This is a genomic window from Acinetobacter sp. ACNIH3, assembly GCF_002918965.1.
In the GTDB taxonomy this organism is placed as follows: Bacteria; Pseudomonadota; Gammaproteobacteria; order Pseudomonadales; family Moraxellaceae; genus Acinetobacter; species Acinetobacter schindleri.
This window is the reverse complement of the sequence record NZ_PQLP01000006.1, coordinates 68,134-81,107: the sequence shown is the minus strand read 5'-3', so window position 1 is coordinate 81,107 and position 12,974 is coordinate 68,134. Positions and strand designations below refer to the sequence as shown.

General features: G+C 41.0%; 12 protein-coding genes and 1 tRNA gene. 7 read left to right on the top strand and 6 right to left on the bottom strand.

Annotated features, from left to right (window positions below; genetic code table 11):
- Positions 1 to 27 precede the first annotated feature (27 nt).
- Complete coding sequence (locus C3420_RS04885) at positions 28 to 930, top strand: neutral zinc metallopeptidase (RefSeq protein ID WP_103800887.1); 903 nt, start codon at positions 28 to 30, stop codon at positions 928 to 930.
- Between the two features lie 85 nt (positions 931 to 1,015).
- On the opposite strand, the gene C3420_RS04880 is transcribed toward C3420_RS04885, so the two are convergent.
- Positions 1,016 to 1,570, bottom strand: a complete 555-nt coding sequence (locus C3420_RS04880; protein WP_103800886.1) for a hypothetical protein — start codon at positions 1,568 to 1,570, stop codon at positions 1,016 to 1,018.
- A 222-nt stretch (positions 1,571 to 1,792) separates the two neighbouring features.
- Between C3420_RS04880 and C3420_RS04875 the strand changes: the two genes are divergently transcribed.
- Positions 1,793 to 3,292: a cation:proton antiporter gene (locus C3420_RS04875; RefSeq protein ID WP_048882295.1), complete on the top strand. Its 1,500-nt coding sequence runs from the start codon at positions 1,793 to 1,795 to the stop codon at positions 3,290 to 3,292.
- A 120-nt stretch (positions 3,293 to 3,412) separates the two neighbouring features.
- Positions 3,413 to 3,745, top strand: coding sequence for an MGMT family protein (locus tag C3420_RS04870; protein WP_103800885.1), 333 nt, complete (start codon positions 3,413 to 3,415; stop codon positions 3,743 to 3,745).
- Between the two features lie 48 nt (positions 3,746 to 3,793).
- Here C3420_RS04870 and C3420_RS04865 read toward each other — a convergent pair whose 3' ends face one another.
- Together C3420_RS04865 and C3420_RS04860 are read right to left on the bottom strand one after the other, a co-directional pair.
- Positions 3,794 to 4,240, bottom strand: coding sequence for a universal stress protein (locus C3420_RS04865; RefSeq protein WP_004810852.1), 447 nt, complete (start codon positions 4,238 to 4,240; stop codon positions 3,794 to 3,796).
- Between the two features lie 259 nt (positions 4,241 to 4,499).
- Positions 4,500 to 5,000 (bottom strand): hypothetical protein, encoded by a 501-nt coding sequence (locus C3420_RS04860; protein WP_103800884.1) that lies wholly within the window; start codon positions 4,998 to 5,000, stop codon positions 4,500 to 4,502.
- Positions 5,001 to 5,079: 79 nt separating this feature from the next.
- Between C3420_RS04860 and C3420_RS04855 the strand changes: the two genes are divergently transcribed.
- Positions 5,080 to 5,156, top strand: a tRNA-Met gene (locus C3420_RS04855).
- A gap of 208 nt (positions 5,157 to 5,364) precedes the next feature.
- Here C3420_RS04855 and C3420_RS04850 read toward each other — a convergent pair.
- The 3 genes from C3420_RS04850 to gltA all read right to left on the bottom strand — a co-directional run bounded on the left by C3420_RS04850 (position 5,365) and on the right by gltA (position 9,287).
- Positions 5,365 to 6,990, bottom strand: a complete 1,626-nt coding sequence (locus tag C3420_RS04850; protein WP_005221245.1) for an NAD+ synthase — start codon at positions 6,988 to 6,990, stop codon at positions 5,365 to 5,367.
- Positions 6,991 to 7,331: 341 nt separating this feature from the next.
- Entirely contained in the window at positions 7,332 to 7,826 is a 495-nt protein-coding gene (locus C3420_RS04845) for a hypothetical protein (RefSeq protein WP_171294439.1), read from the bottom strand.
- Between the two features lie 186 nt (positions 7,827 to 8,012).
- Entirely contained in the window at positions 8,013 to 9,287 is a 1,275-nt protein-coding gene (gene gltA, locus C3420_RS04840) for a citrate synthase (protein WP_008301877.1), read from the bottom strand.
- 1,002 nt (positions 9,288 to 10,289) lie between these two features.
- On the opposite strand from gltA, the gene sdhC reads away from it, so the two are divergent.
- From sdhC to C3420_RS04825, 3 genes are read left to right on the top strand one after another with little or no spacing between them, the layout of a single operon-like run.
- Positions 10,290 to 10,688, top strand: a complete 399-nt coding sequence (gene sdhC, locus C3420_RS04835) for a succinate dehydrogenase, cytochrome b556 subunit (protein WP_008301879.1) — start codon at positions 10,290 to 10,292, stop codon at positions 10,686 to 10,688.
- Complete coding sequence (gene sdhD, locus C3420_RS04830; protein ID WP_103800603.1) at positions 10,688 to 11,053, top strand: succinate dehydrogenase, hydrophobic membrane anchor protein; 366 nt, start codon at positions 10,688 to 10,690, stop codon at positions 11,051 to 11,053. Before sdhC ends, sdhD begins: the two co-directional genes overlap by 1 nt.
- Before the next feature lie 9 nt (positions 11,054 to 11,062).
- Entirely contained in the window at positions 11,063 to 12,961 is a 1,899-nt protein-coding gene (locus tag C3420_RS04825) for an FAD-binding protein (RefSeq protein WP_004810838.1), read from the top strand.
- Positions 12,962 to 12,974 lie beyond the last annotated feature (13 nt).

Sequence of the window (12,974 nt, the reverse complement as noted above, 5' to 3'; positions counted from 1 at the left end):
CAAAAATAAACTATAAGGAATCTTACTATGCGCTGGAAAGGTCGTCGAGTTAGTAGCAATGTTGAAGACCGCCGCGGTGGGGGTGCCAAAGCGGGTGGTATCAGTATTCTAGGGCTGATTGTAGCCTTTGTTGCCTGGAAATTTTTTGGTGTAGATCCGCAACAAGCTTATCAAGCCACCAAGCAGGTGACACAAGGCGTTTCTAGTGCTGAAACGCGTGGTCTGGAAAATCCAACGCCAGAGCAGCAAGAAGCAATTGACTTTGTCGGAACTGTTCTGGCCGATACAGAAGATACCTGGTCACAAGTGTTCCAGCAGCAGCTAAATCAGCAGTATACCGCCCCTAAACTGGTACTCTTCAGCGGTGTGGTGAATTCTGGTTGTGGTGCGGCGCAATCCGCCATGGGACCGTTTTATTGTCCGGCAGATCAGAAAGTGTATATCGACACGACCTTCTTTAGGGATATGCGTAGCCAGATGGGCATTAGTGGTGAGCAGAATTCAACTGAGCTATCGCGTAATGATCAGGCTGGTGACTTTGCTCAAGCGTATGTCGTGGCACATGAGGTTGGACATCACATTCAGACCATCCTGGGTATTTCTTCTCAGGTGCAGCAGGCACGCCAGCAAGCCACAAAGGTGCAAGCGAATCAGCTGTCAGTCTATCAGGAGCTGCAAGCCGACTGTCTGGCGGGGGTATGGGCTTATCATAATCATGAGCGTACTCAATTCCTGGAGCAGGGTGATGTACAGGAAGCCATGGATGCAGCGCATAAGATTGGTGATGACTATTTACAGAAAAAAGCCCAAGGACATGTGGTGCCAGATAGCTTTACTCATGGGACCAGTGCGCAGCGCGTGCAATGGTTTAATACCGGCCTGAAATCTGGTCAAATGGCAGATTGTGATACTTTTAATAAAGGCATTTAATATCGTAAAGGTATTTAGATCTATTTAAAGCGCCAGATGAAATCAAAAAGGAGCAGTTGCTCCTTTTTCTTGAGCATAGAAAAACTTATTTATTCAGAAATCGCTGAAAATTCCTGATCAGCTTGAAGCTGACAAATAAAGCAGCTAAAGCAAATAAGCTAATACCAAAGACTACATATTTCAACCCAGCAATGTCCTGCTGATAAAATTGCTGGATCTCATTAGCAGAATAGGAAAATTCTGAAACCTGACCAGTGCGGCTATCTTTATATTTAACCTGTTGAATATAAGAAAACTCACCTGCCTTAAACAGTTTTACCTGATCAATCTGACGGGTATGAGACTGATTAAAGTCATCGCTACACAACGCCGTATAATGGGTACAACTACTTTTGGAAATATAACCATTCCCTGCAATCAGAACAAAAATGGCATGATCTGGTTTCTGGTTATTGGACAGCAAAACATACTGCTGATCTGGTGAGCTGGTTAAGTTAAGTGACTTGCCTTGTTGATAATACTGCTCGGCCTGCATGATCTCCTGAATTTTGGCAAAACAGGTAAAACACAATGCAAGCGTGACCAAAAAAATCACAGTAGCAAGAAAAAGACGGAAAACAAGTTTAACGGTTTGATGCATGGGAGAAGGATTCAGAAGAACTGGTAAAAGAATACAGCAAAGTACTAAGATAGAATTGTATGATAAACCACCATTTGGAACTATTGAAAAGAAACTTAACTAAATAGCAAAATAAACAGGATTAAAATTATTTCATCCAGAAATGCTTTTTCATTTGATATTTTATTTTTAAATAAGCCAAATCACTCATTTTCAGGAATGAGGCGCGCTTTAAGGGAACCCATGGGCAATTTCTTTTTCTTGCAACTTTTGACCGTTGTTTTTGCATTATCTATTGCCACGACATTATTTAATAAAAGAGTGCTAGGTTTTCCTCAAGCGATTGGTGTTCCGATTGTTTCTGCAATTTTTGTATTTATCCTGCAATGGGGCGCGAGCCTGCTGCAGGGCAATCCTTTTTTCAGTATCAATATTGCCAATATTGAAAATGCAGTCCGGCATATCGATTTTTATGATTTTCTGATTAACGGCGTCATCTGTTTTATTTTGACCTCATCTGCGCTGAAATTTAAGGTTTCCGATTTGCGCAATCACTGGCGTCCGATCGGAATTCTAGCCAGTCTGGCGCTGGTGATCTGTGCAGTCTTGTTTGGTCTAGTCCTGTATGGTTACCAGTTCCTGATCGGTAAGCATGTTGATCTGTTGGTATTGCTATTACTGGGTGCAGCATTAGGTGCAACGGACCCGATCGGAATTAAAGGGGTGCTCAGTTCAGTTCGTGCACCGCATCACTTAATGGTAAAACTGGAAGGTGAGTCATTGTTTAACGATGCGATGTGTATTGCCTTGTTTATGACGCTTTTGAATGTATTACAGGGTGAGAACTTTACTTTATTGGGCGTACTGCAAACACTGCTCTACGAAATTGTGGTGGCTGTATTCATTGGCGTGGTATTCGGTTGGGCAATCCTACGCATTCTTCGCGGCAAACATGAAATGGAATCCCTGATTCTAACCACTGCATTACTGGCTTGTGGTTCCTATCTAGTGGCCTTGCTAGCGCATGCTTCTGCACCAATTGCCTGTGTGATTGGAGGCCTGATCGTTGGTAATAAATGGAAGGAAATTCTGGCAGATGCCGATATTGGTGATGTGAACCATTTCTGGCATACGGTTGAAGGAATTATTAACTCTTTCCTGTTTACCCTGATTGGTCTTGAACTGTTTATTCTGGATTTAAGCACTAGCCTGATTCTGGGTGGAATCGTGGCTTTTATTATTCTGCATGTGGTGCGTTTCGCAGCAAACTTCCTGTCTTTTTCCATGTTTCCACATTTGCGTAAAAAACGTTATAACGGCAGTCTTGCGATTCTCTCTTGGGGTGGTGTCCGTGGTGGGATTTCTTTAGCTTTGATTCTGGCTGTTGCCAATGTTCCGCAACTAAAAGAGTACAGCAGTATTCTGGTCGGTTATACCTTTATTGTGGTGCTGTTATCCGGTGTGGTTTGTGGTCTAGGTTTACCAGCTGTAATGAATGCCTTTTATTATAATCCGAATGAAGAGAAAGAAGGCTGGAAAGGCTGGTATCAGCGAATGTGCCATAAAATGAACCGTAAAGGCTTCCAATACATTATCGGTGAAGATGCAAATGGCAATGAAATTATTACGGTGTACAAGCCTGAAAGCCTGATTGATGAAAAAGATGAAGATGGCGTAGCAGCAGTGCATAATCCTGAAAAAGTACACGAAGTGAAACGTCTGGAAAGTCCGGATAACTTCTGAAATAATTTTGATTTAAAAAAAGAGAATTTTTGGATTCTCTTTTTTTATTTCCTAGATATTAACTTGGTGAGTTTGAATCCAAATATTATGATCAAAGCAGCTTAAATGGATATATTGAAAATGCCAGCCAAACCCAGTGATGAACTTGCTCGAATGATTCTTGGTGTGATTGCATTAATCCCTCGAGGGAAAGTTGCCAGCTATGGTCAGCTGGCCCAGCTTGCAGGATTGCCACGACATGCACGTCTGGTTGGACGGGTACTGAGAGAGATGGATGAAGCATCTGATCTGCCTTGGCATCGCGTCGTTAGTTCGCAAGGTAAAATCAGTGTGCAAAAACTGGATGAGCAGGGGATGAATATTCAGGCAAGTAAATTACTAGAAGAAGGCGTTGCAGTTATTAATGGTAAAATTAATCTGAAACTATACCAATGGAATGGCAGCATCCAATAAAAATACCCCATGTGTACATGAGGTATTTAAAGAGGATAAAATAATAATTTATGCCTGACCACGAACCACAAGCACTGGAACATCGGACTGTCCTAGAATGCTTTGAGCTACACTGCCAAGGAAGAATTTCTTGAACCCGGTACGGCCATGTGATCCAATCACAATCAGGTCGGCACCTAAAGTTTTTGCTGCTTTGGCAATCTCGGTATTTACCACCTGACCTTCAAGCAACTGGGTATCGACCTGTACACCAGCTGTTTCAAAACGTTTTTTCGCTTCATCCAGGTTTTGCTGGATTGCAGTACGTGCACGTTCAATTAAATCATTGGTTTGTGCTGCGGTAATGTATTCAGCCGCAATATAAGGGTCTAAGGTCATCACCTGAACCACAGTGATTTTACCATTAAAAGTTTTCGCCAGTTGTACTGCCTGATCTACCGCAGCATAAGCCGTTTCTGAACCATCAATTGGAACTAAAATATGTTGAAAAGCCATGATCATTCTCCACATGTGTTTATGGGTATTATAAAAATTTTAAACAATGCCTAGGATCCGTCGGGCATGGTATTTTTTAAATAATAACGCTAATTAGGTTAAAATAAAACCAAGTAAATCCATATGGTTAAATAATGTTTTAGTAAAAATATTTTTTATAAATTATTGTTTTATATTAAAAATAATAAACTATAAATTCGTTTGAATTTTAAATGCTTCAAGCTGTCAGACTAAGGTCGCGCCTAATAGATCATCTGCATTATTCACATTGAATTTGTGTCGTATCTATTTTAAATTTTAATGCGAGCCGTTGATACTGTTGTTGAATAGAGGCATTGGCTGATCCATAAATTTGTTGTTGAAGTTGGGAGATTTTGGATTCTGTAATATGTATGCGTGCACAATGCAGGGCGATTTGGTTTTCTTGGGTAACTTTCATTTGTTCAGTTGCATCATATTCAGCAAAATGCTTCAGTTTTTGCTGTGCTTTACTCAGTTGAACCAAACTTCGTTTTTGTTGCATGCTCATAAGTTGATGATTATTAATCCAATGTGCAACATCACGGCGTACACCGTTATAATCCACCATAAGTGGTGAAATCAATTGGCAAGAACTCAGGTTGAGTGCCGTAGAAATGGTCAAGAAAATTTTAGTTTTAATCATATCTGAGTAACTTAAAACGGTTTTAAAATTCATATTAATACGTGAAATACATAATAAAAACTGATTTTGGTTAAAGTTTGATGCAAATACACGCATTTGCCTAAAGACTGAACATTTGTGAATTAAAATGCTTGACGGGGAATGCGGAAGTTACGATAATGCGCACACAGTTTACGGCTATGTAGCTCAGTTGGTTAGAGCACCGCACTCATAATGCGGGGGTCACAAGTTCAAGTCTCGTCATAGCCACCATTTTTATAGACCAAGCTCTCAGCTTGGTCTCTTTTTTTGTGTCAAATAAATATATTCAAGCCTATAAAATTGTTGCACTATTCTTGTTAATTTAAATTTTCCAGCGCCAACTTATTAATATATTTGAGTTATACATTTATCTTAAATCACTACCAATAAAAAAACGCCTAAGCGGACTTGGGCGTTTTTCTGAATAAACAGGGTTAAATCAGATACCCGCTTTCCATCCATTTACGATTGGGTAGCGACGTTCGCGGCTGAAAGCACGTGAGCTGATACGAGGACCTATCGCACCTTGACGACGTTTATATTCATTCACGTCAACCAGACGAATCACACGTTTTACCACTTCTTCCTCAAAGCCTTTCTCAATGATGTCATCCTGACTCATGTCTTCTTCGATATAAGAGTAAAGGATTGCATCCAATACTTCATATGGAGGTAATGAATCCTGATCAACCTGATCTGGGCGTAATTCTGCCGAAGGTGGACGGGTAATCACACGCTCAGGAATCACTGGTTTGTCTGCAATACTGTTACGATATTTCGCCAGTTCAAACACAATAGTCTTATACACATCTTTCAGTACTGAGAAGCCACCAACCATGTCACCGTACAGAGTGCAATAACCCACAGCTACTTCTGATTTATTGCCCGTCGATAGTACCAGGTTGCCAAATTTATTCGACAAAGCCATCAATAGTGTGCCACGTGAACGAGCCTGCAGATTTTCTTCAGTTGCATCCACTGGAGCATCACCGAAGAACGGATACAGGGTTTGCAGGAAACCATTTACGATCGGGTTGATCTCGGCAATACCAAAAGTCACGCCCAGTGTTTTCGCCTGTTCAGCTGCATCTTCCACACTGATCTGAGCCGTATAGGTGTAAGGCATCATTACCGCTTGTACTTTATCTGCACCGATGGCATCTACAGCAATCGCAAGTGTCAAGGCAGAATCAATGCCACCAGACAGACCTAGAATTACACCCGGGAAACCAGAACGTTGTACATAGTCGCGTGTTGCCATGACCAGGCTTTGATAGATCTCTGCCATGGTGTCAAGAGTAGGGGTAATGCTGGTTTTGCTAAACGCAAGGTTAGTTGCATCATATTCAGCAATAGATAGATTTTCCTGGAAACTTGCTGCTTGCAGCGCAACTTCGCCAGATTTATTCAGTACGAAACTCGTGCCGTCAAAAACAAGATCATCATGACCGCCGACCTGGTTGCAATATACCAGGTTGATATTGAGCTGTTTAACCAAAGCTGCCATGGTTTCAATACGGTGCTGTGGCTTACCGACTTCATATGGAGAAGAGTTCAGTACCACCACAGTATCAACATTCAGCTGAGCCAGCTGTTGAACCACATTCAGAGACCATACATCTTCACAGATCAGCACTCCAAATTTATGACCGAGGTATTCAAATACCAGATGTTGATGACCTTCATTAAAATAACGCTTCTCATCAAATACAGCATAGTTTGGTAAAGTCTGCTTGTTATAAATTCCCAATACCTGACCGTCTTTCATCACTGCAGCAGAGTTAAAACGCTGACCATCTTCAGTCTGGTTGACAAAGCCAAAGACCATTACGATATCTTTGACTTGTGCCAGTTGATCAAATGCCTGTTGGGTACGTTTAGTCAAGCTTGGACGCAGAATCAAGTCATCTGCAGGGTAGCCCAGAGTCGAAAGTTCTGGAAAGATAATCAGGTCTGCATTGTCTTTTTTAGCCAGATTGGCCTGTTCGATCATTTTTTGCGTATTTGCATCGATATTGCCAACATGTGGAGAGAATTGAGCAAGGGCAATTTTAAAACTTTTCATTCCAACTAAATCCTAATCCTGATAGATTTTTTGCACTAATCGGCTATTGTTTAAAATTATAGTTATTTAGCCGAATGCAATCTGGTACTTACATAATGCCAAATGGCGGGAAACATGAACACAATAATAAAAGCTTGATACCTAATCTCATTTTTGGAAATAAAATATCATACAAGAGTTATTCTATCGAAATTTGAAGCAGATGCTAGCGTTGTTTGCATAGATTTATTGTTGAAATGCAACTGGATGATTAAAAATAAAGGGATCACATATTGTTTTGTATCGAATCTGCCTGGCCAGGGCGAAAAGATTTATATATAAAAATTTTAATATATTACTCTCTAATCCGTTTCCTGAATGATATTTGGCAGCTTTTGAAGATAAATATCACGTGCAATATCACCTTGCTGCTCAATATTGTAGGTCCAGAAAGACTTGCCGGGAATATAGGAGTATTGATAAGGATTATAGCGGCCAAAACTCAAAAAATAAGCGGTTTGTAATATCGCGCCACGCAATACCACATTAATGCCATGCTGATGCTGGAAAATATGCGTCATCTCATGAATAAATACTGCACGATAACTTGCAGTCTCTTTGGAATAATCATCTTTAAAAAGTGCATTGCGTACATGAATATAGCCATTAGGTGCCATCAGAATATGCTTGGGTTGCCACGGCAGGAAAGGATGGTTCATAACATGCACCTTGCCGTAATCAATCCGGTCTCCAAACACTGAACGGCACATCTGGATTTCGCCCACAGTCAGCTGACGGCATTTAAATTGTGGAAATCGGATCAGTCTTAACAGCAGGACTAAAAAACGGTAGGGCATAGTATTTATGAATAGTCAGGATGACCTGATTATAACGGGATTATAGGCTTGGATTTGTAAGCATCTTTATCATTCTATTTAAGACAATAATCTCAACTTTTTATTTGCTGCTGTGCTTAATATTTTCATTGCCCATAAAAAACCGCCCGAAAGGGCGGTTTTTTGGGTCTTTCGACGCGATTCGAATTAACGAGCGATATCGCGTTGAGTTTCGCCAGTATAAAGCTGACGAGGACGACCGATCTTGTAAGGACCGCTGTGCATTTCTAACCAGTGGCTGATCCAACCAACTGTACGTGCAAGCGCAAAGATCACAGTAAACATTTCTGTTGGGATACCAATCGCTTTAAGGATGATACCTGAGTAGAAGTCTACGTTAGGGTAAAGGTTACGTTTGATGAAGTATTCGTCAGAAAGCGCGATACGTTCAAGTTCCATAGCAAGAGCAAGCTGTGGATCGTTGATGCCAAGAGCACCAAGAACTTCGTCACAAGTTTCTTTCATTACTTTCGCACGTGGATCGAAGTTTTTGTACACACGGTGACCGAAGCCCATGAGTTTAACTTCTTTAGTTTTCACTTTTTCCATGAAGCCAGCAACGTTTTCTACAGTGCCGATTTCATCCAGCATCTTAAGAACAGCTTCGTTCGCACCACCGTGAGCAGGACCCCAAAGTGCAGAGATACCAGCAGCGATACATGCATATGGGTTAGCGCCAGTAGAACCAGCTAAACGTACTGTAGAAGTAGAAGCATTTTGTTCGTGGTCAGCGTGAAGTGTGAAGATACGGTCCATTGCTTTCGCAAGGATTGGATCTACTTTGTAGTCACGGTCTGCTGGAGTAGCAAACATCATGTACAGGAAGTTTTCAGCGTAAGTCAAATCGTTACGTGGGTAAACGAATGGTTGACCAACAGTGTATTTGTAGCTCCAAGCTGCCAAAGTAGGAATCTTAGCGATTAAACGAATCGCAGTGATTTCACGATGGTTAACATCTTCGATGTCCAGATTATTGTGATAGAACGCAGACAACGCACCAACAACACCAACCATGATTGCCATAGGGTGAGCATCACGACGGAAACCGTTATAGAAGCGGCTTACTTGATCGTGAACCATAGTGTGGTTACGAACTTTAGCGTCGAATTCTTCTTTTTGCTCAGCTGTTGGAAGCTCGCCATTAAGAAGTAAGTAGCAAGTTTCTAGGTAATCAGCTTTAGTTGCTAACTGGTCAATTGGGTAGCCACGGTGTAAAAGAACACCTTTATTACCATCGATGAAAGTGATTTTAGACTCGCATGCAGCTGTTGCCATAAAACCAGGATCAAAAGTAAAGTGACCTGCAGCCAACACATCTTTAACGTCGATTACATCTGGGCCCAATGTGCCGCTGTAAATTGGTAATTCAATTTCTTTGCCATCAAGCTGTAAAACGGCTTTCTTGCCAGTTGCTTCAGACATTCAATAGATCTCCTGTCCTGGTGAATGTTTATCCGAGTTGTCTATCAATCTTTTAATGTACAAAACGGACGGATCAAAAATTTGCTATAAGATTAGTGAGTACTGAAATTTTGTCAATTATACTTATGGATAAAAAATGACGTTACACAGCGGCTTAGTCACATAATCTCTGTATAAAAAGCTTTATTAAAATCACAGCATCAACGCGCTATAATAAGATAAAACATGCAGGAGGTGCAGAAAAAAATGCATTGTTTGCAGCGATAATCATCATCTTTTAATCGTAAAAAAATGTTTAAAATGATTAGGTTTATAATGATAAAGTGGCTAAAACTATATAAATTTCACTACTTACAGCTTTTTCAAGGGTTGGTAGTTTTTGTCAGGTCTTATAAATAAAAGCACTTAATAGAATATTTGAAAATGTCTGTTTGATTAAAAAATGACTTATTTTTGCTCGATTAAATCATGCTAATTTGATTTATTTGGAGACCTGTTTCACATTTTTAAGTTGAATAGTATAGATCGGTACTGAAATGCGTTTTATCTGCCTAAGTGACGTATTCATTCAACTATTATAAAGATAGTTTTGTATTTACCATTTGGCTTATCGTAAATCTTTAAAAAATAGAGGGTTCTGTATAGTTTGAGTGATATTTTCAATCGAGCGCTAAGTGCTTGAATCTTCACCTTTAGTCTAAAGAACAGATGTTTCTATTATGTCTCCATATCGGACTAAATTAATCGGCTTTATTATTTAAAAACATATATATAAGTATTGATTAGAAGGCAATTATAAAATTATTGCAGATTAATCTTATTGTTAATGATTCTTATTTAAAGGATTTTTAGCCAAAAAGCTTATGAGAGTTGTTTGTATTTTGATAGTGAGCGTTTTATAATTCAGTGTCGTTTTACGTTTAGGCATGTATTTGCCTAATCAATGCCAGCTTTCCTTCGAATTAATTCCAACAAACTCCGGATGGAGTTTTTAACTACAGGATGCCCGCTGTGAAAAGCAACAGACCTGTCAATTTGTCCATGGGTCAAGTTTTAGAAGTAAACTTAAAATCACCTGTGGCTATTGCATCAATTCTACACCGTCTTTCTGGTGTGATCGTATTCTTACTCGTACCGGTCCTTTTATGGATTTTAGACAAGTCATTGTCTTCGCCTGAAGGTTTTGCTCAAGTGCAAGAAATCTTTAACGGTTTCATCGTGCGTTTTGTTGTATGGGTATTTGTAGCCGGCTTAATTTATCATACGTTTACTGGTATTAAGCACTTACTTGCAGATGTTGGCGTTGCAGAAGAACTGCAAAGCGGCCGTACTGCAGCTACTATTTCATTAATCTTGTCTGCGATCGGTATTGTTGCAGCATTTGTATGGATCGTACTCTAATGAAAAGTGCTACTGGTTTAACGGGTTCAGGTTCTCGCGATTGGTTTCTTCAACGTGTGAGTGCAGTGGTTCTAGCTGTGTATACTGTTATCGTTTTGGGTTGGATTCTACTGAATGGTGGCTTCAACTTTGAACAGTGGTACGGCTTTATGATGACTACACCAATGAAGATTTTGTCTTTATTGGCAGTATTCTCTCTTGTTGCACACGCATGGATTGGCATGTGGCAGGTTTTCACTGACTATGTGACTACTCGTCAAATGGGTCCATCAGCATCAGGTTTACGCATTGTATTGACTTCAGCAGTGATTATCGCTGTATTAGCATACGCAATCTGGGCAATCCAGATTTTCTGGGCTCGATAGGAAGAGATCATGGGCGCAATTAACCCTAAAGAAGATTACACAAATATTCCACATGAAACTTTCGATGCTGTCATCGTCGGTGGCGGTGGTTCAGGTATGCGTGCATCTTACCAACTTGCTCAAGCTGGTTTAAAAGTTGCTGTACTGACTAAAGTATTTCCGACACGTTCACACACTGTTGCGGCACAGGGTGGTATTGGTGCATCTCTTGGTAATATGCAAGAAGATAACTGGCACTACCACTTCTATGACACAGTTAAAGGTTCTGACTGGTTGGGTGACCAGGATGCGATCGAGTTTATGACGCGTGAAGCACCTCAAGTGGTATACGAATTAGAACATTTAGGTATGCCATTTGACCGTAACGCAGACGGTACGATTTACCAACGTCCATTCGGTGGTCACTCTGCAAACTATGGTGAAAAAGCGGTTCCTCGTGCATGTGCTGCAGCTGACCGTACAGGTCACGCACTTCTTCATACGCTTTATCAAAGCAACGTGAAAATGGGTACACAATTCTTCGTAGAATGGATCGCACTTGATTTGATCCGTAACGAAGCTGGCGATGTACTTGGTGTAACTGCTATCGATCAGGAAACTGGTAAAATTGCAGTATTCCAGGCGAAAGCTACTCTATTTGCTACTGGTGGTGCAGGTCGTGTTTACCGTGCATCTACTAACGCGTATATCAATACTGGTGACGGTCTTGGTATGGCAGCTCGTGCAGGTATTCCATTACAAGATATGGAATTCTGGCAGTTCCACCCTACAGGTGTTGCGGGCGCAGGCGTATTGCTAACTGAAGGTTGTCGTGGTGAAGGTGCAATCCTTCGTAACAAAGATGGCGAACCGTTCATGGAACGTTATGCTCCAACTTTGAAAGACTTGGCACCACGTGACTTCGTATCACGTTCTATGGACCAAGAGATCAAAGAAGGTCGTGGCTGTGGTCCTAAAGGTGATTATATTCTTCTTGATATGACGCACCTGGGTGCGGATACGATCATGAAACGTCTTCCATCTGTATTTGAGATTGGTAAGAAATTCGCGAACGTTGATATCACCAAAGAGCCAATTCCGGTAGTGCCAACAATCCATTATCAAATGGGTGGTATTCCTACGAATATTCATGGTCAGGTCGTTGTTCCAGAGTCTCCGGAAACTGAAGCACTGGTTACTCACTACGACAAGAACACTGATACATACTCGACTAACCAAGAAGGCCGTAACTTCACTAAACCAGTGAAAGGTTTCTATGCGATTGGTGAATGTTCTTGTGTATCTGTACATGGTGCAAACCGTCTAGGTACAAACTCACTGCTTGACTTGGTTGTATTTGGTAAGGCTGCTGGTCAGCACATCATCGATTATGTGACTAAACATCACGGTGATGAATATGAGCCGCTTCCTACCACTGTACTTGAGCAAACTGTTGCACGTATTCGTAAACTTGACGAATCAACGACAGGTGAAAATGCTCAAGAAGTTGCTGATGCGATTCGTGACATCGTTCAAGACCACGCTGGTGTATTCCGTACATCTGCACTTCTTGAAGAAGGTGTGAAACAGATTCTTGCAATTGAACCGCGCGTGCGCAACATTCACTTGAAAGACAAATCTAAAGTATTCAACACAGCACGTATTGAAGCGCTTGAAGTTGAAAACTTGTATGAAGTTGCTAAAGCGACTCTAATTTCAGCTGCAGCGCGTAAAGAATGCCGTGGTGCGCATACGGTAGTAGACTTTGAAGAGTCTCCTGACCATCCTGCATACCCATACGGTCGTCGTGATGATGAGTGGATGAAGCACACATTATGGTTCTCTGCGGACAACCGTCTTGAGTACAAACCAGTGCGTTACCGTCCATTGTCGGTTGATGCAATTCCACCTAAACCACGTACATTCTAATTCGGAGAAGTAA

Coding starts and splice junctions, on each gene's coding strand:
- C3420_RS04885 (WP_103800887.1), top strand. CDS start 28: ATGCGCTGGAAAGGTCGTCGAGTTAGTAGCAATGTTGAAGACCGCCGC.
- C3420_RS04880 (WP_103800886.1), bottom strand. CDS start 1,570: ATGCATCAAACCGTTAAACTTGTTTTCCGTCTTTTTCTTGCTACTGTG.
- C3420_RS04875 (WP_048882295.1), top strand. CDS start 1,793: ATGGGCAATTTCTTTTTCTTGCAACTTTTGACCGTTGTTTTTGCATTA.
- C3420_RS04870 (WP_103800885.1), top strand. CDS start 3,413: ATGCCAGCCAAACCCAGTGATGAACTTGCTCGAATGATTCTTGGTGTG.
- C3420_RS04865 (WP_004810852.1), bottom strand. CDS start 4,240: ATGGCTTTTCAACATATTTTAGTTCCAATTGATGGTTCAGAAACGGCT.
- C3420_RS04860 (WP_103800884.1), bottom strand. CDS start 5,000: ATGCGTGTATTTGCATCAAACTTTAACCAAAATCAGTTTTTATTATGT.
- C3420_RS04850 (WP_005221245.1), bottom strand. CDS start 6,990: ATGAAAAGTTTTAAAATTGCCCTTGCTCAATTCTCTCCACATGTTGGC.
- C3420_RS04845 (WP_171294439.1), bottom strand. CDS start 7,826: ATGCCCTACCGTTTTTTAGTCCTGCTGTTAAGACTGATCCGATTTCCA.
- gltA (WP_008301877.1), bottom strand. CDS start 9,287: ATGTCTGAAGCAACTGGCAAGAAAGCCGTTTTACAGCTTGATGGCAAA.
- sdhC (WP_008301879.1), top strand. CDS start 10,290: ATGCCCGCTGTGAAAAGCAACAGACCTGTCAATTTGTCCATGGGTCAA.
- sdhD (WP_103800603.1), top strand. CDS start 10,688: ATGAAAAGTGCTACTGGTTTAACGGGTTCAGGTTCTCGCGATTGGTTT.
- C3420_RS04825 (WP_004810838.1), top strand. CDS start 11,063: ATGGGCGCAATTAACCCTAAAGAAGATTACACAAATATTCCACATGAA.